Genomic DNA, 18,213 nt, shown 5'->3' with positions numbered 1-18,213 from the left:
TTGGATGATGTTTCACGACAATACCATTTCGCCGGGTATATCATGGTATGAATTCAGCGTAGCCGAACGTCCGACATACCCCGTTCTTCATGAAACAAAAGAATGCGATGTTGCTGTTATAGGCGGTGGCTTCACCGGACTTTCCGCAAGCTATCATCTGGCAAAAGCAGGGCTTCGCGTTGTGCTTGTCGACGGGGCGCGTTTTGGCGATGGCGCATCCGGCCGCAATGGCGGACAACTTGGAACGGGGCAGCGTCAATGGGTGGAAAAGCTTGAAAAAGCACTTGGGCACGAAAGAGCCAAAGCTTTGTTCGATCTGGCGGAAGAAGCCAAAAAAGATATATTGGAACTTGGTAACAAAATAGATCTCGACTATTTCCCCGGACAATTGTCGCTTATTCATAAGAAACGCGAGATTGCAGCTTATCAGGCGCATGTCGAAAACATGCTGCGCTATGGTTATGACCAATTGTCATTCATGGACCGCAAGGAAACGCAAGACCGTTTGGGGTCGGATTTCTATTATGGTGGTATTCGCGATACCGGTACCGGTCACATCAATCCGTTAAAACTGGTTGTCGGACTTGCTTCTCTCGCTTCAAAAGCGGGAGCGGAACTTTATGAAAAAACGCCTGCAACGTCGCTTGAAGTCAAGAATGACAAGTGCATTATAACCACCCCCGACGGTTATATCAAATCCGCGCATGTGTTACTCGCCACCAATGGCTACAATCAAACTTTACGCGGTTTTGTAGACCGCACAATCATTCCGATTCGTTCCTATATCGGTGCGACTGCTCCATTGCCGATTGATAGCGAGATTTTGCGTGGTGGAGAGGCGGTGGACGATTCGCGTTTTGTCGTGCGCTATTTCAGAAAAAGCGTTGATAACCGTCTGCTTTTTGGTGGTGTTGAAAGTTACGATAAAGCTGTAGCCGACCATCTCGCCGATCGTATTCGTGCGCAAATGGTAGAAATTTTTCCGAAATTAAGTGAAATCGAACTGACGCATTGTTGGGGTGGCACTGTTGCGATAACGGTCGAGCGGATGCCTTATATCCGTGACATTATGCAAAATGTTACTTATTGCGGCGGTTATTCCGGTCATGGGGTTATGCTTGCTCCTTTTATGGGAAAGCTTTACGCAGAAAGCATAACCGGCAAAGGTGATCGTATCCACTCTTTCAAAGAGCTGAAAATTTCGCCTTTTCCGGGTGGAAAAACGTTAAGGAGGCCGCTTCTTTGGCTGGCAATGCGGTTTTTTGCATTAATGGATAGATTTTGAAGTTTTTAAAAATTTTCTCGGCTTCAATCTTATTACATTGCCGACCAATACGGGGCGCGGAAAGTGGCGGAACGAGCCGCAAAAAAATGTTGAGCCACCGGAAGCGGCAAGAAAAGAAGCCGATTGTTTGCGCAGCACCTTTAAAAAAAGCGTTTCTGACAAATTTTAATGACTTGAAAGATAAAATTAACGGTGAAGTGAACGCCAAATTAACAGCTTATTCAGCACCTCAAGGCATATATATTGTGATATGAACAAGATTGAGCACTTAAGGTGAAGCGTCCGAGGACTTTGATATTTCCATGGTAAGTAAAATAATTCCTATTCCCCCGTTTGATTGTATCGTTTTTGGCGGTGCGGGCGACCTTGCCGAAAGAAAGCTATTGCCTGCACTTTATCACCGCCAATGCACAGGGCAGTTCAGTGAGCCGACACGTATTATCGGTACATCCCGCTCGAAATTGACAGACGAAGAATACCGTAATTTTGCGCGCCAAGCGATCGAGAAACATGTTTCTGCCGACGATATTGATAAAAGTGAAGTTGACAGGTTTTTAAAGCGATTGAGTTATGTTCCGGTTGATGCCACAACCGACGCGGGTTGGGATCAATTGAAAAAAGCCATCGAGATTCCCTCGGTCAAAGCTATCAGGGCTTTTTATCTGGCGGTCAGTCCGGCTCTTTTCGGCAGCATTGCCGAACGCTTGGGAAAAAATGGTCTGGTCACCGATGATAGCCGCATTATTGTTGAAAAACCGATCGGCCGTGATCGCGAAACGGCAACAAAACTGAATGATATATTGGCAAGTGTTTTTCACGAGAACCAGATTTTTCGTATCGACCATTATCTGGGAAAAGAGACTGTCCAGAATTTGATGGCGTTGCGCTTTGCCAATGCGCTTTATGAACCATTGTGGAACTCGGCTCATATCGACCATGTCCAGATAACAGTAGCCGAATCGGTCGGGCTTGAGGGAAGAGCCGGTTATTATGATAATGCGGGCGCGCTTCGCGACATGGTGCAAAACCATATGTTGCAGCTTTTATGCCTTGTCGCGATGGAACCACCTTCAGCCAATACGGCCGATGTGGTTCGTGACGAGAAGCTTAAAGTTCTGCATTCACTTTCCCGTATTGATAGCCATAATGTGACAACCCACACGGTACGCGGGCAATATAAGGCCGGTGCTTCGACAAGCGGGCCTGTCGGTTCCTATCTTGATGATCTTAAAAAAGATAAAAGCAATACCGAAACATTTGTTGCTTTGAAAGTTGACATTAACAATTGGCGTTGGGCAGGTGCACCCTTTTATTTGCGCACCGGCAAACGCCTTGCAACCCGCATGTCGGAAATAGTGGTGACGTTCAAACCCATTCCTTACAATATTTTTGGCAGCGAAGCTGGTGAAATTGTACCAAACCGGCTGGTTATCCGTTTGCAACCGGATGAGGGTGTCAAACAATGGCTGATGATAAAGGATCCGGGGCCTGGCGGAATGCGCCTTCACCATGTGCCGCTTGATATGACATTTGCCGATTCATTTCCGGTTCGCAATCCCGATGCATATGAACGTCTGTTGATGGATGCTGTCCGTGGCAACCAGACATTGTTCATGCGGCGTGATGAGGTTGAAGCAGCGTGGAGCTTTGTCGACCCGATTGAAGAAGGTTGGGAAGCAACAAACATGCCTGTTCAGGGATATACCGCGGGAACATGGGGGCCATCAAAGTCGATTGCCCTGATCGAGCGGGACGGTCGGACATGGAACGATACAGTTTAGGGTATTGCTATGAGCTTGATGGATACAAACCGGTTGAATTTTGATACGCCTTCTGCATTGGCTTCGGCTTTGGCCGATCGGGTGGCGGCCGAATTGAGTGTTGCCATTGTTGAACGCAAACAGGCAGTGCTGGCAGTGTCGGGTGGTAAAACGCCCGAACTTTTTTTCCATTATCTCGCCAAGGCAGATATTGATTGGAAAAACATTCTTGTCACTCTGGTGGATGAACGATTTGTGCCCGTGACAGATGATCGTTCCAACGAACGTCTGGTGCGTTCAAGCCTGTTACAGAATTTTGCTTCAAAAGCCCGCTTTTACGGCCTTTATAACCCGTCAATTACTGCAGAGCTTGCGGCTTTTTCCGCAGCAAGCCGCATTAATGGTTTGCCACGGCCTTTCGATGTCATTGTTCTCGGCATGGGAACCGACGGGCATACAGCTTCGTTTTTCCCCGGCGGTGACCGTTTGAAACAGGCCATTGATCCGGAATCGCGTGCGCTGGTTTTACCAATTCATGCACGCGGCTTGAAGGAAGCCCGCCTGACACTTACATTGCCGGTGATTGCCGAAGCACGTTTCATTGCCCTTCATATTGAAGGTCAGACAAAACTGGATGTTTTCGAGCGTGCTTTGCAGGACGGACCGGTTGAAGAATTGCCAATTCGCGCAGTGTTGAAAAACACCCGCCATCCTGTGCAGGTCTACTGGTCGCCCAATGAAGAAGAAAAACAGATTACGGATGGAACCCATTCGTTATTTGATACAGTTTCAGTTTAGGAGAAAGAAAGAACATGTCTCTTTCGGGCACAATCGCTGCCGTGACAGACCGGATTCGTGAGCGGTCAAAGAAAAGTCGCGAAATCTATCTTGATCGGATAACCCGTGCAGCACGTAATCGCCCGCGTCGCAGTTTTTTTGCTTGTGCCAATCAGGCTCATAGTTTTGCAGCCTGTGCGCCACTAGATAAAGAACGGTTGGAGGAAGATGTCGTTGGCAATATCGGTATTATCACAGCCTATAATGATATGTTGTCTGCGCACCAGCCTTTTGAAGCTTTTCCTGAAATTATCAGGGCTGCGGCGCGTGAAGCCGGCGGTGTAGCCGAAGTTGCCAGTGGTGTGCCGGCAATGTGTGATGGCATTACCCAAGGTTATACCGGCATGGAGCTGTCGCTTTTTTCACGCGATGTGATTGCTATGGCTGCTGCCGTCGGCTTGTCGCATGACGTGTTCGATGCAGCACTTTATCTTGGAATTTGCGATAAAATTGTGCCGGGTCTTGTCATTGCCGCTTTGACATTCGGGCATATTCCGGCAATTTTTGTGCCCTCTGGCCCTATGACAACCGGTCAGGGTAACGACAAAAAAGCCGAAATCCGTCAGCTTTATGCCGAAGGTAAAGTTGATCGTAAAACGTTACTCCAGTCGGAAGCGACTTCCTATCATGGGCCGGGCACTTGTACTTTTTATGGAACGGCCAATTCCAACCAGATGATGATGGAGATGATGGGGCTTCATATGCCGGGAGCCGCATTCATCAACCCCAATACACCCTTGCGCGATGCATTAACGCGCGAAGCAACAAAGCGTGCTCTCGAAATTACCGCCCTTGGCAATGAATATACGCCGGTGGGTGCGATGATTGACGAAAAGTCTTTTGTCAATGCGATTGTCGGGTTGAATGCTACAGGTGGTTCGACCAACCATACAATTCATCTGATCGCTATGGCTCATGCAGCAGGCATTGATCTTACCTGGGGCGATATTGCCGAAATCTCGTCGGTCGTTCCGCTTATTGCAAGGGTTTATCCAAATGGTCTTGCCGATGTGAACTATTTTCACGCCGCGGGCGGCATGGGATTTGTTATCAAGCAACTGATTGAAGCGGGTCTTGTTCATGAAGATGTCCGCACAGTTGTCGGCGAGGGCTTGGATGCTTATGCAACCGAACCGAAACTGGGAAGTGACGGGCAAGTTGTGCGTGAACCGGCACCGGAAAAAAGTGGCGATGAAAAAGTGCTCACCGGATGGCGGAAACCCTTTCAAGCGGATGGCGGCATTCGGGTACTTTCCGGCAATATGGGCGCTGCTATTATCAAGGTATCGGCAGTCAAACCCGAACGCTGGTTGATTGAAGCACCGGCTCTTGTTTTCAATGACCAACTGGAACTTCAAGACGCTTTCAAAGCCGGTAAACTTGACGGCAAGGATTTTGTTGCCGTTGTGCGCTATCAGGGGCCGAAAGCCAATGGTATGCCGGAATTGCATAAACTGACGACAGTTCTCGGCGTGTTGCAGGATCGCGGGCAAAAAATTGCTCTCGTCACCGATGGTCGCATGTCGGGCGCGTCGGGCAAAATTCCGGCAGCCATCCATGTTACACCGGAGGCGCTTGATAACGGGCCGATTGCACGGTTGAAAGACGGCGATATGATCCGGCTTGATGCCAATGACGGAACTTTGACGATTCTCGTCGATGAACAGGAGTTCAACAACAGACAGATCGAACATCCTGATCTTTCTGCACATGAATTCGGCACAGGACGCGAGCTTTTCCGCGTTTTCCGCGAATTTGTCGGACGGGCAGATCAAGGGGCAAGCGTGGTCGTTGGTCCATTGCGCCAATAGCTGGGTTAGAGTTTTATATTCAAAAAAAACGCTCCGGATTTGGTTGTTCCGGAGCGTTTTTATTTTTTGCCTGAAGCAAATGATGTTTAGAAATGGTGTTATGAAATTTTAGGCAATGGCAAATTATTTGCTTTGCAGGCAGCTTTCAGTGTGTTTGCCATTAACATCGCAATTGTCATCGGCCCGACACCGCCGGGAACGGGGGTGATGAAGCCTGCCACTTTTTCTGCGGCTTTATAGTCGACATCGCCGACAAGACGGGTTTTACCCTGACCTTTTTCAGGTGCCGGAACGCGGTTAATGCCAACATCAATGACCGTTGCACCGGGTTTTATCCAGTCGCCCTTAATCATTTCGGGTTTTCCGACCGCTGCTACAAGAATATCGGCACTGCGGCAGACATCATCAATTTCGCGGGTACGGCTATGGGCAATCGTGACCGTCGCATTCGCCGCAAGAAGCAGCGCTGCAACCGGTTTGCCGACTATGTTTGAACGACCGACAACCACGGCATCAAGGCCGGATAAATCCTTACCCAGTCCATGTTCCACCATCACCATAATACCGGCAGGCGTGCAGGGAACGAATGCGTCTCCAATTGCACCGGTCATGATTTTACCGGCATTGATATAATGGAAACCGTCAACATCCTTGTCAGGCGAGATTGTCTGAATGACATGATCGGCATTGATATGTGCCGGTAATGGTAATTGTACCAGAATGCCGTGAATATTTTTGTCCTCGTTCAATTCTTTGACAAGGGCGAGCAAATCCGCCTCGCTGGTCTTCTCGTCCAGTTCATATTTGTTCGATAGAAAACCACACTCTTCAGCGCGTTTTTCCTTGGAAGCAACATAAACTTTGCTGGCAGAATCCTCCCCCACAATGATGACCGCTATTCCCGGCTGGATATTGTGTTGTTCACGTAAAATCGCGGTTTCTTGTTTTACTTTGGCAAGGATGTCTTCAGAAAGTTTTTTCCCGTCAATCACATTGGCCATAGAGGATTCCTTTCACTAGGCTTTTTGTTCTGCTTTAAAGCATATTCCTGAAATAAAACAGATCATTGTGTCAAGATTGTACATGTTTGGCACAAGGGATGTGCAAAATAGCCACTTTGGTATGGATGACAAGCAAAAAGTCATCCATTTTGAGAAGAGAAAGACCAAAAATGGTTAAAGCCCGTTCAAACACCGGATAGAGCGGATTCTGCCGGTAACGGGGTGGAAAAAACGGGATTACAAGGAAAAACGCTATTCCGACCCGGTCATGTTATTTGTTGAATGAATATGCTGCCAACTCTTTGTTTGAATGGATATGTTGCCAAAGCTGAAACAGGTTCAATCAGCCGATCTATCACAATTGCGGATCTTATCTTGCATCTCAAACTTTTTTAAATTTTGATTTAAGAAACGTTACGGCGTTTCAACAATCTCTTTCGTGTGCAGGTGCAAAACTGCACACGGCTTCTTTCAAGAATTTCTCACCTATTTCAGCAGCCAAGCCAGAACCGGCGCCAGCAGAACATTGACAATGCCGACCATGACCATAACAAGGCCTGCAATCGAGCCTTCCTGACGCCCCATCTGGTGGGCGCGGGCAACGCCTGCGCCATGTGCTCCCATGCCGAAAAGGGCACCACGTGCAAGGGAAGAGCGTAGCGGCAGATATTTGACAATAACTTCGCCGAGTGCAGCACCCAGAACGCCGGTAAGGACAACGAAAACAGCCGTCAGATCGGGTATACCGCCAATGTCACCGGAAACTTCCATGGCAAAAGGTGTGCTGATCGAACGCGGCATAAGACTTAGCCGCAAAGTCGGATCAAGTTGCATAAGGGTTGCAAGCCCCCATGCCGACAACATCGAAGCAAATGAACCGACGATAATACCGACCGTCAGAATAAACCAGTTTTTGGCAATGATTCTGCGTTGTTGCCAGATCGGAACAGCAAAGGCAACGGTGACCGGCCCCAGAATGGCAACAAGCCAATGGGTTGCTTTGATATAATGGGCATAATCACCCTTGAGCAGCACCACCACGATCATCAGCAAAAGTGGTGTTACTGCCAATGGTGTCAGCCACCAATAGGAAAAACGGCGGTAAAATGCTTTTGCCGCCATATAAAGCAAAATCGTAACGAGCGACCAGAAAACCGTTTTGAAAACCGGACTGGTATAAAGCTCTATATCAGCCATATATTGTTCGAGATTTGATTCAATGTTTAACATGACGCATCAACATCCAGCGATAACAAAGGTCTATTGTCAAAGCGGTAATACTCATAACAACGAATGTGCCACCCAGAATAACGACCAGAATTTTTATGCCCAACAAGCCGATAAATTCTTTATGGTTGAGAAGGGCAAGAACTGCTGGAACAAAGAACAGAAGCATTTCGGCAATGAGCCAGTCGGCACCGCGTTTCATGCTCAATATACTGAGTTTACGACTAGCGAGCGCAAGAAGAGCAAGCACCATGCCGATAATTGCACCCGGAATGGGTAGGCTCAAAGCCCATGTAATGATCTCGCCGATAATCCAGAAAGCGCACAAAAGTCCCATCTGCGCAAATATATTGTGATGGAAGAGATGACGTGTTTGAACTCTAAGACGATGTATCATTTAATTTACTCCTGACAAAACGTTAGATAAGTGATGCTGTGTCATTCGTAAAATGAATTGAATTCATGTAGACTATTCCTATATAGAATAGTTATGCAAATAAGAACACTTGAAGCCTTTGTAGAAATTATACGCCAGAACGGCTTTTCCTCAGCCGCGAAAGTTCTGAACTCGACGCAATCGACCGTCAGTAAGTCTCTGGCCCAGCTTGAAGGCCAGTATGGAACCAAATTAATCAATCGCAACAAAGGTAAAATGCAGCTTACAGCAGCAGGCGAATATGTCTTTCGTCACGCACAACGTATTCTTGCGGAAGAAACCCAAATGGAACGCGAGATTGCCGAATTGAAGGGGCTTAAACGTGGTGTTTTGAAAATCGGGCTTCCGCCTATCGGCAGTTCCGAACTTTTTGCACCGGTTCTTGCGCGTTACACTTCATCGCATCCTCATATCGACATCAATATTGTCGAACACGGAAGTAAAAAATTGGAAGAGCTGGTGCGGTCGGGCGAAATCGAGCTTGCCGGTTCGCTTGTGCCGATTGCAAGCGGTTTTGATTATCAGGATGTCCGCAACGATCCGGTTGTCGCGCTCATGCCGGCAAGCCTTGCAGGCAAGCGAACAAAGATTACCGCCAAAGAGCTTGCAGAATATCCGTTTGTTCTTTTTGCAAGCCAGTTTGCTTTGACACCACTTGTCATTGAAACATTCCGTAAAAAGGGGCTGGAGCCGGTGGTTTCGGCACGTTCAAGCCAGATCGACTTTCTGTTCGGCCTCGTTGCAGCCGGTATGGGTGTAGGATTTTTACCCCGCATGATTGCCGAAAAGCGCAATGTCAAAAATGTAAAAATGGTAGAGATGACCGATATAGTCATTGAATGGCATATGGCTTTAATCTGGCGCAGTCAAAGCCATCTTTCCTATGCGGCACGCGAATGGTTGCGGCTTTCAGGTGAATACCATGATGGAACATTAAAGGTAAATAATGGCATAAAATCATGAGCCGTTTTTTCCTGTACCCAAGAAAAAAGGTGCAGAAGCAACATAGTGCAAAATTCTCTTAAAATATTGGCGAATAGTTCTTGCGTCCGACAATTAAATTTCTATTATTCTGCCATTTAACACAGTAAATTACCGCTTGTGTGCGGTTATTTAAAAGCGCGGGGGCGTGAAGCGTCAAACTTGGGAATAGTTTTATGGGAACACAAAAAAGACGACTCATCGTTGTTGGAAATGCCGATTTACCAAGGGATTTTTCTGAAGAGATAGATAGTGCAGACTATGTTTTACGCTTCAATCGTCCCAGATTGCTTGACGGCTGGAGTGGTACTAAAACCAGTTGTCTGATGATGTGCAACTCCGGTAAGCCAATGCAGCGGAAACTTGAAGATCATTCGTTTCTGGAATACAAATTTTTTAAACAGGCAGAGTTCATTACACTGGTCTATCATCCCTATATTTTGAAGGCTTATTTTGCACTTCCCCGCCTGAGCTCGCGATTGTTAAAGCACCGAAGGCGCGACTGGACCGATAAGGCTATTAGAGTTTTTGGCGGGGCGAACAAGGATGTGGTTATAAAATCCGCGCAGTTTTATCTTGAAGCTTGTGCTGAAATCGGCATTGAAGGTAATAAACTCAAGGAATGGTTCCCGTCGACCGGCTATCTCGGCATTTGGGATTGTTTGAAACAGTTCGATTTGGCGGAATGGGAAATTTACATCTGCGGTTTTACCTGGCAGGGGTGGAAACACCATGCCTGGTCAACAGAAGAAAAATGGGTGCGTGAGCGCATAGATGAGGGAACATGCCATTTCCTTCAATAATGGCAACATTTTCGTCATTGTTTACTTTTCTGTTCGCCCTTATTATGCATGACAGGCTTTTGAAAAAGCCTGTTTTCAAACTCCGGGTCGAATATGAGCGGTTCACTAAAAACCATTAAAGCACTGATTATCCATCTCGATCGGGCGGATGAGAGGCAAATACAAGTCGAATTGCTGGAAAGACTTCTGCCATGTCCTGCTATAGTTTTGAAGGCGGTTGATAGTCTTGACCTTGATGACAAGACAATTTTTCATTTTTTTAGAAAAAAACTCTATCGCCCTTTTTATCCTTTCACATTGTCAAAAAACGAAATTGCATGTTTTTTATCCCACCGGCGTGCCTGGCAAAAAATTGTCGACGATGGCATGGACGCAGGATTTATCATTGAAGACGATGTTGCACTGGAGGAGCGATTTGAGGAAGTTTTCCGTTTTGCTGTTCAGGAAGCCAATGAAGAAAGTTTCATCCGTTTTCCTTTTCGCGTGCGTGAAACAGGCAAAATAATTGCCGAAAAAGGCGATATTAAACTTATCAGGCCAACAGAAATCGGTTTGGGGCAGGTTGCCCAACTGGTAGGCCGGAACGCTGCCCGAAAACTACTTGATGCGACAGCCACATTCGATCGTCCGGTTGATACGACCGAACAATTATACTGGAAAACCGGCGTCCATCCGGAGGTTGTTCTACCTCCGGTGGTTCGCGAGATTTCTGCCGAACTCGGCGGCTCGACGATCAAAAGCAAACATTCCTTTTTCGCCCGCCTTTATCGGGAACTGGCCCGTCCGCTCTATAGGCATCGCATAAAGGTTCTATCGAAACGTCAGGAAGGTTGATATGGCTGTTCCCATACTTCTTTATCATCATATAGGCACGCCCCCCAAGGCAGGGATCCCCGGTCGCTCCAATTATGTTACGGTCGAAAAATTCACCAGACAGATGCATGTTCTGAAACGTATCGGTTTTCAAGGATTGTCACTCAAAGAGGCAATGCCTTATATTCGGGGCCAGAAAAAGGGAAAAGTGGCAGCGATAACTTTCGACGACGGTTTTCTATCTGTTTATCAGGATGCTATGCCGGTTCTTGATGAATTGGGGTTCAGTGCAACCAATTTTTTTGTCTCTTCGCGTATGGGGCTAGACAATTCTTGGGACAATGAACGTTCACAGCGCGACAAAATAATGACATTCGACGAAATGAGAGATTGGGCAGCTCACGGGCACGAAGTCGGTGGCCACACGCTCGACCATTTGCATTTGAAAGATATTCCGCTTGAAGAGGCAAAACACCAGATAACTGAAAACAAACACCAACTCGAAAAAGAACTTGGCACGTCAATCATATCTTTTGCCTATCCGTTCGGCGACGAAAATGAAGCAATTCAGTCAATTGTAAAAAATGCCGGCTACAGTTTTGCTGTTACAACTGTCAAATCACGTGCGCATGGGAACGAGGGGGACTTTGAACTGCCCAGACACAGTATTCGCCGCAATGACACAATTTTGCATTTTTTGGCCAAATGTCTATTGCGCTAACCAAATGTTTATTGCGCTAAACGGGGCATAAATCACGTTTTTTTACCAATTGCATTGTCGTGCGATTAAAATTCATTTAAAAAAATGCCGGGCGAATGGACCCGGCAAAAATTTAAACAAGGGCATTTCAGAAACAAGCTTTTCACTGGAAGCCGAAATGTAATTCGGTTTTAATCATTTATGGTTAATAAAAAGTAAAGGGACGAGGTGCACAAGAAAATTTTAAAATATGTCGGGGTGCTGGTGTTGGTGTCGGGATTGATCGTTGCGGCGATTTTCCTGCTATTGCCGGTTCTTGTTTCGACAGATGCGATCCGCATCCGCCTTGCGCAGGATTTGAGCGCATGGACGGGCTACAACGTGCAATTGCGGGAAGCTCCCCATCTTGACCTTTTCCCTTATCCGAAGGCTTCATTGTCGGGCGTAACACTCACTCCGATGAATGATGAGGCCGCTCCGCTGATGGAAGCCGAACGCATTGAAGTCGACTTGTCACTGATCGATGCGCTGTTAGGACATATTACATTTTCGCAAACACGCATTATCAACCCGCATTTTGTTATGGAAGAACCGGTCAAAACGGTTGCGGATTTTTTTGACACTCTTTCCCGTTCGCAAGGCAGTTTCGGTTCGGCTGTTCGCGAGGCTCGTGACATTGTTAAAAAGAACCCCGACCATCCGGATACAACACGCCTTCTCAACCAGCCTTTCGGGCGTATTGTGATTGACAATGGCGAGCTTCTCTATCGCAAGAATATGGGAGGGATGGCGGAAAAAATTACGGCACTGAATGCGGTTCTTGAATGGCCGGAATCGACAAGAGCGGCAAGTTTTCGTGCCAATGCAACGTGGCATGGCAAAGCAACCGATTTGCGTATTGATGCAATGCAAGCGCTGATCCTGTTTTCAGGTGGAACGAGTGATGTAAGAGCCAGTCTCAATTCTTTGAGCGGCGGTATTACTTTTGAAGGAAAGGGGCGACTTTCCGACAGCTATATTTTTGACGGGCGGCTCTCGGCCCGTTCACCGGGTTGGAACAGGACGATGGAGTGGCTTGGTTATCACGATCTACCCGGACAAGGATTGAAAGCGCCGGTTGTCTGGGAGTCGGATTTTTCCGCCCAACCCGGTCATATGCAGTTTAACAATATCAATTTCAAACTTGGAAATGATAATGCTCGCGGTGCACTTGCGACCGGCTATCAGGATGATTTGCCGGTCATCAGCGGGTCGCTTGCTTTTGACAGGCTCGATCTTGATACATTGGTTGCTACATTTTTTCCGGACGAGGAAAAAAATCAGTTTCTTGATCTTTCGGTTTTCGACATGATCGGGCTTGACATCCGCATGTCCGCACCGGAAGCCAAGCTTCAAAATGTCACCCTCAATAATCTTGCTGCTGCCGTCCAGATCAGAAATGGAAGAGGCATTTTCGATCTTGGCAATGCCAATGCTTTTGGTGGTGCTATTCAATCCAATATACAGATTGCCCGCGACAATGATAAAGCCAATATAGAAGGCCGCATTTCTGCAAGTTCTGTCGATTTGCCATCAATCGCGCGGGCTTTCCACTATCCCGATTTTGTTCATGCAAAGGCCGGTCTTATTTTGACCATGCATGCACCTTTCAGCCGGTGGTCGGAAGTTATATCCGGAATGCAGGGGCATTTGACATTGAATATGTCGTCGGGCAGTTTCAAAGGCTATGACATTGACAAATTGCGTTTTGCCTTGAGTAGCGGTGAAAAAGCATGGGCAGAAAAAAGCGATCATGCGTCAACCGATTTTGATAAATGGGATATTGAAACAACCATCACCGACGAAAATCTTGTGATTGATAAATCAACCATCTACATGGGAAATTGGCGACTTCTTATGAAAGGCACTGCCGATCTTCAAATAAAAGACGGTAAGAACCACGGCTACGAAGTCAAGCTTGATTCAGTGCTTAAAAAAGTTCCGCGGTCGGATAAAGTCTGCCCCGATGTCGAATGTGTTTCCAACAGTCTTATCAAACCATTGATGTTTTCATTGTCTGCCAGTCAATTTCCCTATGGTGCCATTGACCTTGAACGCAATAATATGAAAGAAGAAAAACAGGATTAAAGGCAATAGGAACGGAATAAACCGGTGTGTCCGTTAGCATCGGTTTTAAAACAAATGGTAAAACTCCTGGCACTGTCGATTGGACCGATAACAACGATCGGGTCTGCAAACTTGAAAAGCGGAATTGATAAAAAACCGGTCGATCGGCCGCTTTTGCTTACCAAAACCGGCTTTATCGGTGACGAGCAGGCAGACAAGAAACACCATGGCGGACCGGAAAAGGCGGTCCACCATTATGATTTTGACCATTATGCTTTCTGGAAAAAAGAGCTGGGGCATAAAGAGGTGTTTGACACGCCGACTGCCTTTGGAGAAAATCTTTCAACCTCAAGCTTGAGTGAAAAAAATATCGCTGTCGGGGATATATTCCGGTTAGGCAAGGCAATTATCGAAGTTTCGCAAGGCAGACAACCCTGTTTCCGGCTCAATGTCAGATTCGGTGTTCCGGATATGGCGTTAAGGACGCAAAATAGCGGGCGAACAGGTTGGTATTACCGCGTTTTGCAAGAGGGGGAAGTTTCTGCAAGTGACGAACTCGAATTGATCGAGAGATGCCATGAAATGTGGACTATCCATCGCATATGGAAGGCTTTTTATGTGACAAAAAATGACTATGAAGAATTGTCGCATATTGCTTCACTGAACGAATTATCTCCAAGCTGGCGTTTGCTTGCACAAAAGCGGTTGGATAGCCACGAGATAGAAGATTGGACGAAAAGATTGAACGGTGTGGCATGAGACGCTCATTCGGGCTTTTGACAAAGCTCGGTTAAGTCTTGGGCGGCAGGTTTCCAAAAATTCTTAAATAAATTGTTGTTTGGGGCAGGCTTTAACGCTTTGTCACGGCAAACCGGTTTTAAGAAATCCGGTGTGCATAAAAGTTGTTGTCACCGCACTGTGGGGAATCACCGGCACTACGGGAAATTTGATAATTGCCATAAAGAGCCTTCAAGAAACCTATTAAGATACTTCCTGAAACCTATAAAGATCTTTCCCGAAACATTGGCGCATGTCATTTTTGCGGGTTTTTATATCAACCTTGTTAACGGCTCCCGGTCGCAACCGGATAAATGATTTTGCCTGAAAAGTGGTTTGGTGGTTTGCAAATATTGAAAGGGGTCAATTTTACTGCCGAACGTGGCTCGATCGTCGCTCTGCTCGGCGGTTCCGGTTCCGGAAAAACAACGCTTCTGCGCTCGATAGCCGGACTGGAAAATCCGGAAGTCGGGCGCATCACAATCGGCGATAAAATTGCCCGTGACAGTGAAACCAATATCCAGCTTCCTCCCGAACAACGCGACATCGGGCTTGTTTTCCAGTCCTACGCTTTATGGCCACATCGCACAGTGCGTGAAAATGTCGCCTATGGTTTGAAATTACGTCATGTTGACGCCGCGGAGATAAAAAACCGCGTTGACCGGATTCTTGAAACAATGGGGCTTTCCCGTCTCGCCGACCGTTATCCAAGCGAGCTTTCCGGAGGCCAACAGCAACGTGTTTCAATTTGCAGGGCAGTGGTCTATGAACCGCGTGTCTTGTTGCTTGATGAGCCATTGTCCAATCTTGACGCGAAATTGCGTGAAGAAGCACGCTATTGGATAAGAAAGCTCAATCTTGAACTTGATATATGTGCAATTCTGGTGACCCATGACCAGACAGAAGCTCTTGCGGCGGCTGACCGTATTCTTTTGTTACAAAATGGTCGGATTGTCCAACATGGTAGCCCGATTGAAATTTACTCCAATCCGGATTGCTTTTATGCTGCAGAATTTCTTGGCGCCAACAACATCGCTCACGGACAAATATTGCAAAAAGACGGTGCGTTCATCACTTTCGGCGCTGAAAACTGGTCTTTGACCGGAATGTTGCGGGAAGGCGAAGATACGAGGATAGGAGAGGCTGTCAAAGCTGTTATTCGCTTTGAACATATCAAGGTCAGCCAATAACCGGTTCCGGAAGCAATTCCGATGCATCTTGATGCCAGTCTTTATCTTGGCGACCGTTGGGAATACCGTCTTCATTACGGGGCGTTGGAATTGAAGGCGAGTGGTCCGGAAAAACTTGAGACAGGTGAAGTTTATATTATTATCAAACCGGAAGATGTCTGGTTATTTCGCGATTGAACAATATTTTACAGCCGCACCTTGAAAAATAACTCTCCAAAACCGGATAGACTTGAATTTATCAATCGCTCCGGTTTTTATTTAAAAAATAATTTAAAACCGAAAAACACTTGTTATGCGTAAAAATAAACGATTGAAATCGAATATATTACTTGAAAAAATCCGGTTTAAACTTTTTTTGACACACCGGAAACCATGTAGTTGATTGACATTCAATCCTGTTGAAGCGCATCATGGAAAAAGTTGAACTTGATTTGGAATATCATCTTTATACATGATATTTTGATAACATGTCGGGTTATAAGCTTGTCCGTTAAAGCCGGAGAAGAAACAATTTATTTTTAAATAGATTATCAAGGAGAATAGATGCCAGAACTTTCACAAAAAAAATCGGTTCCCTTGCTTAAGATGAATGACGGCTTGTTCATTCCGCAATTGGGCTTCGGTGTTTGGAAAATAGCGGAAGATGAGACCGAAAACGCTGTCAAACAAGCGATTTCGACCGGCTATCGACACATTGACACAGCCAAAGCTTATGACAATGAAGAAGGTGTCGGCCTTGGCGTTGCCGCGTCGGGTATCGAGCGGAAGAACATTTTTCTTGCCACCAAAGTCTGGAATACCGATCAGGGTTATGACAAGACGATGCAGGCTTTTGAGGAAAGCGCAAAGCGCTTGCGTGTAAGCGCTATTGACCTTTATCTTATTCATTGGCCGGTTCCGGCACGCGATCTTTTTGTGGAAACGTGGAAAGCTCTCATCAGGCTCAAGCAGGAAAACCGTGTTCGTTCAATCGGTGTTTGCAATTTCCGCATTGTCGATCTTGAGCGGCTTATCAAGGAAACGGGCGTTGCTCCGGCTGTCAATCAGGTGGAACTGCACCCGCATTTTCAACAAAAGCAATTACGCATATTCCACGATAAGAATAACATATTGACAGAGGCATGGGCTCCTCTCGGTCGCGGGCAATTTCTTGATGATCCGGTGTTGAAAAAGATTGCTGCAGAACACCATAAAACAGTCGCACAAATCATTTTGCGCTGGCATATGGAAATGGGCACAATCGCTATTCCGAAATCCCGTTCTAAAGAACGTATGGCCGAGAATTTCAATATATTCGATTTCGCGCTTACCGCTGCCAATCATGATGCAATTGCAGCCCTCGACAAAGTCGATGGCCGATTGGGACCAAATCCGGCCGAATTTCAAGGTTGAAATTTCCACTGTATTGATATTATCGAAGTGGCGCCTTCATTGTGGTGCCGCTTTTTTTTGCAGCGTCGCTTTGGTTATCGGGGTTTAACGGGCTTAAATATTGTTGTTTCTATTGTTTTGTCCCTATTCGCAGTGTTTTTTACCATAAAGTTTAATTGAATAGGGCTTCCTGTTTATGAATGCGTGTTCGTCATTCGTTTTACCGGTTAGGGGAAGTAACGAACACAAAAGCCTGAAATTTTAAGCCACACATTGCTATTCCGGCGGAATATCCATGAAGTTTTTTCTTTTGTAGGGGGCTTTTCCTCGCTTTTGCCGGTTGGCTCCGGTGACGCGGAAATGAACTTGAAGCAGCCGCGGACGAGCCTGAAACGATTTTGGAAAAGTAGCACAGCATTCAAAATGCTATTTCAAAAGCGTAATAGGTTTGTAACGAGACAGAAGAACGTTGTGATGAAAAACTGTAACCGGAAAGAGGAGAAGCGGGAGCCTTCTATTTGAGGTTTTGAAAAAACCGTCAAATAAATATAAATTGCGCTATCTGAACGTTCAGCCACACAATCCGGAATCATTTTTCCCGTTCATTCAAGTTTGCCTGCCAGCAGGTTCAAGCTTGAGCGGCGCTGCCTCAAGGTCTGTCAATCAAGGGGGATTTATTATTCCGGATAGGGATTGAAGACAGTCCTCATCGGCATTTTTGCAAAACGCAAAGACAAATGCGAAGATAAAGCCTGATATATATGAAAAAGAAGGGGCCAAAAGGCCCCTTTTTCAAGTTTCCGGTTACCGGCTTTTTCCTGACGAGGAAATCCGGCCAAATTTAGTGCATCGAGCTATGGACACCATAACCGTCTTTACTCATGAATTCGTTATTTCCCGCACCCACCGAACCGATTCCGGCAGCTACAAGAATAAATGTGAATAGAGCAGCGACGGTCACCAGAGTGGCTCTCTTGGCAGACATTCTATCTCTCCGATCAAAGGCTATTATTGAATCTCAAATTGTGTGTTGTCATATAGCGAAGTTTATTTTTCGACAATGAACGAACCCTTTTTTGTGATCCCTTTTTCTGCATTAAAGTAAAAAAAAGTTA

18 protein-coding genes are annotated in these 18,213 nt (G+C 46.4%); 14 read left to right on the top strand and 4 right to left on the bottom strand.

The window, feature by feature from the left end:
* The first annotated feature begins 7 nt into the window (after window positions 1–7).
* From BBC0122_RS11095 to edd, 5 genes are read left to right on the top strand one after another with little or no spacing between them, the layout of a single operon-like run.
* Complete coding sequence (locus tag BBC0122_RS11095; RefSeq protein ID WP_077994683.1) at window positions 8–1,285, top strand: NAD(P)/FAD-dependent oxidoreductase; 1,278 nt, start codon at window positions 8–10, stop codon at window positions 1,283–1,285.
* Window positions 1,282–1,539, top strand: a complete 258-nt coding sequence (locus BBC0122_RS12905; RefSeq protein WP_149866697.1) for a hypothetical protein — start codon at window positions 1,282–1,284, stop codon at window positions 1,537–1,539. Before BBC0122_RS11095 ends, BBC0122_RS12905 begins: the two co-directional genes overlap by 4 nt.
* A 48-nt stretch (window positions 1,540–1,587) precedes the next feature.
* A complete protein-coding gene (gene zwf, locus BBC0122_RS11090) occupies window positions 1,588–3,066 on the top strand; it encodes a glucose-6-phosphate dehydrogenase (protein ID WP_077993827.1) in 1,479 nt (492 codons plus the stop codon).
* A 9-nt stretch (window positions 3,067–3,075) separates the two neighbouring features.
* The gene (pgl, locus tag BBC0122_RS11085; protein WP_077993825.1) at window positions 3,076–3,843 is read left to right on the top strand and encodes a 6-phosphogluconolactonase; all 768 of its coding nucleotides are present in this window, start codon (window positions 3,076–3,078) and stop codon (window positions 3,841–3,843) included.
* A 14-nt stretch (window positions 3,844–3,857) separates the two neighbouring features.
* Window positions 3,858–5,693 carry a phosphogluconate dehydratase gene (gene edd / locus BBC0122_RS11080; protein WP_077993823.1) on the top strand — a complete coding sequence of 612 codons (1,836 nt, stop codon included), beginning with the start codon at window positions 3,858–3,860 and terminating at the stop codon, window positions 5,691–5,693.
* Window positions 5,694–5,791: 98 nt separating this feature from the next.
* Here the strand turns inward: edd and folD are convergent, their stop codons facing one another.
* The 3 genes from folD to BBC0122_RS11065 all read right to left on the bottom strand — a co-directional run bounded on the left by folD (window position 5,792) and on the right by BBC0122_RS11065 (window position 8,318).
* A complete protein-coding gene (folD, locus tag BBC0122_RS11075; protein WP_077993822.1) occupies window positions 5,792–6,694 on the bottom strand; it encodes a bifunctional methylenetetrahydrofolate dehydrogenase/methenyltetrahydrofolate cyclohydrolase FolD in 903 nt (300 codons plus the stop codon).
* A gap of 486 nt (window positions 6,695–7,180) precedes the next feature.
* Window positions 7,181–7,891 carry an LrgB family protein gene (locus tag BBC0122_RS11070; protein WP_077994681.1) on the bottom strand — a complete coding sequence of 237 codons (711 nt, stop codon included), beginning with the start codon at window positions 7,889–7,891 and terminating at the stop codon, window positions 7,181–7,183.
* Window positions 7,892–7,910: 19 nt separating this feature from the next.
* Window positions 7,911–8,318, bottom strand: a complete 408-nt coding sequence (locus BBC0122_RS11065) for a CidA/LrgA family protein (protein WP_077993820.1) — start codon at window positions 8,316–8,318, stop codon at window positions 7,911–7,913.
* Window positions 8,319–8,411: 93 nt separating this feature from the next.
* Here BBC0122_RS11065 and BBC0122_RS11060 point away from each other — a divergent pair, with 93 nt between their 5' ends.
* The 9 genes from BBC0122_RS11060 (at window position 8,412) to BBC0122_RS11025 (ending at window position 17,119) form a co-directional block, all read left to right on the top strand.
* Window positions 8,412–9,320, top strand: a complete 909-nt coding sequence (locus tag BBC0122_RS11060) for a LysR family transcriptional regulator (protein ID WP_077993819.1) — start codon at window positions 8,412–8,414, stop codon at window positions 9,318–9,320.
* A 194-nt stretch (window positions 9,321–9,514) separates the two neighbouring features.
* The gene (locus BBC0122_RS11055; RefSeq protein ID WP_077993817.1) at window positions 9,515–10,141 is read left to right on the top strand and encodes a glycosyltransferase family 29 protein; all 627 of its coding nucleotides are present in this window, start codon (window positions 9,515–9,517) and stop codon (window positions 10,139–10,141) included.
* A 93-nt stretch (window positions 10,142–10,234) separates the two neighbouring features.
* On the top strand, window positions 10,235–10,975 hold the full coding sequence (locus BBC0122_RS11050) for a glycosyltransferase family 25 protein (RefSeq protein ID WP_077993815.1): 741 nt from the start codon (window positions 10,235–10,237) through the stop codon (window positions 10,973–10,975).
* A 1-nt stretch (window position 10,976) separates the two neighbouring features.
* The gene (locus tag BBC0122_RS11045; protein ID WP_077993814.1) at window positions 10,977–11,675 is read left to right on the top strand and encodes a polysaccharide deacetylase family protein; all 699 of its coding nucleotides are present in this window, start codon (window positions 10,977–10,979) and stop codon (window positions 11,673–11,675) included.
* A gap of 207 nt (window positions 11,676–11,882) precedes the next feature.
* The gene (locus tag BBC0122_RS11040; protein WP_077993812.1) at window positions 11,883–13,781 is read left to right on the top strand and encodes an AsmA family protein; all 1,899 of its coding nucleotides are present in this window, start codon (window positions 11,883–11,885) and stop codon (window positions 13,779–13,781) included.
* Window positions 13,782–13,835: 54 nt separating this feature from the next.
* Window positions 13,836–14,519 carry an MOSC domain-containing protein gene (locus BBC0122_RS11035; protein WP_077994680.1) on the top strand — a complete coding sequence of 228 codons (684 nt, stop codon included), beginning with the start codon at window positions 13,836–13,838 and terminating at the stop codon, window positions 14,517–14,519.
* 338 nt (window positions 14,520–14,857) lie between these two features.
* Window positions 14,858–15,727: an ABC transporter ATP-binding protein gene (locus tag BBC0122_RS11030; RefSeq protein ID WP_225868115.1), complete on the top strand. Its 870-nt coding sequence runs from the start codon at window positions 14,858–14,860 to the stop codon at window positions 15,725–15,727.
* A gap of 21 nt (window positions 15,728–15,748) precedes the next feature.
* Entirely contained in the window at window positions 15,749–15,904 is a 156-nt protein-coding gene (locus BBC0122_RS13225; RefSeq protein WP_225868114.1) for a hypothetical protein, read from the top strand.
* Window positions 15,905–16,270: 366 nt separating this feature from the next.
* Window positions 16,271–17,119, top strand: coding sequence for an aldo/keto reductase (locus tag BBC0122_RS11025; RefSeq protein ID WP_077993807.1), 849 nt, complete (start codon window positions 16,271–16,273; stop codon window positions 17,117–17,119).
* 820 nt (window positions 17,120–17,939) lie between these two features.
* On the opposite strand, the gene BBC0122_RS13065 is transcribed toward BBC0122_RS11025, so the two are convergent.
* Window positions 17,940–18,083 carry a hypothetical protein gene (locus BBC0122_RS13065; RefSeq protein ID WP_188318047.1) on the bottom strand — a complete coding sequence of 48 codons (144 nt, stop codon included), beginning with the start codon at window positions 18,081–18,083 and terminating at the stop codon, window positions 17,940–17,942.
* Window positions 18,084–18,213: the final 130 nt, after the last annotated feature.

This window comes from Ditibartonella choladocola, assembly GCF_002007565.1.
Lineage (GTDB): Bacteria > Pseudomonadota > Alphaproteobacteria > Rhizobiales > Rhizobiaceae > Bartonella > Bartonella choladocola.
This window is presented reverse-complemented; position numbering and strand designations above follow the sequence as displayed.

Excerpts from the sequence above, each read along its gene's own strand:
- BBC0122_RS11095 (WP_077994683.1), top strand. The coding sequence starts at position 8 with ATGTTTCACGACAATACCATTTCGCCGGGTATATCATGGTATGAATTC.
- zwf (WP_077993827.1), top strand. The coding sequence starts at position 1,588 with ATGGTAAGTAAAATAATTCCTATTCCCCCGTTTGATTGTATCGTTTTT.
- pgl (WP_077993825.1), top strand. The coding sequence starts at position 3,076 with ATGAGCTTGATGGATACAAACCGGTTGAATTTTGATACGCCTTCTGCA.
- edd (WP_077993823.1), top strand. The coding sequence starts at position 3,858 with ATGTCTCTTTCGGGCACAATCGCTGCCGTGACAGACCGGATTCGTGAG.
- folD (WP_077993822.1), bottom strand. The coding sequence starts at position 6,694 with ATGGCCAATGTGATTGACGGGAAAAAACTTTCTGAAGACATCCTTGCC.
- BBC0122_RS11070 (WP_077994681.1), bottom strand. The coding sequence starts at position 7,891 with ATGGCTGATATAGAGCTTTATACCAGTCCGGTTTTCAAAACGGTTTTC.
- BBC0122_RS11065 (WP_077993820.1), bottom strand. The coding sequence starts at position 8,318 with ATGATACATCGTCTTAGAGTTCAAACACGTCATCTCTTCCATCACAAT.
- BBC0122_RS11060 (WP_077993819.1), top strand. The coding sequence starts at position 8,412 with ATGCAAATAAGAACACTTGAAGCCTTTGTAGAAATTATACGCCAGAAC.
- BBC0122_RS11055 (WP_077993817.1), top strand. The coding sequence starts at position 9,515 with ATGGGAACACAAAAAAGACGACTCATCGTTGTTGGAAATGCCGATTTA.
- BBC0122_RS11050 (WP_077993815.1), top strand. The coding sequence starts at position 10,235 with ATGAGCGGTTCACTAAAAACCATTAAAGCACTGATTATCCATCTCGAT.
- BBC0122_RS11045 (WP_077993814.1), top strand. The coding sequence starts at position 10,977 with ATGGCTGTTCCCATACTTCTTTATCATCATATAGGCACGCCCCCCAAG.
- BBC0122_RS11035 (WP_077994680.1), top strand. The coding sequence starts at position 13,836 with ATGGTAAAACTCCTGGCACTGTCGATTGGACCGATAACAACGATCGGG.
- BBC0122_RS13225 (WP_225868114.1), top strand. The coding sequence starts at position 15,749 with ATGCATCTTGATGCCAGTCTTTATCTTGGCGACCGTTGGGAATACCGT.
- BBC0122_RS11025 (WP_077993807.1), top strand. The coding sequence starts at position 16,271 with ATGCCAGAACTTTCACAAAAAAAATCGGTTCCCTTGCTTAAGATGAAT.
- BBC0122_RS13065 (WP_188318047.1), bottom strand. The coding sequence starts at position 18,083 with ATGTCTGCCAAGAGAGCCACTCTGGTGACCGTCGCTGCTCTATTCACA.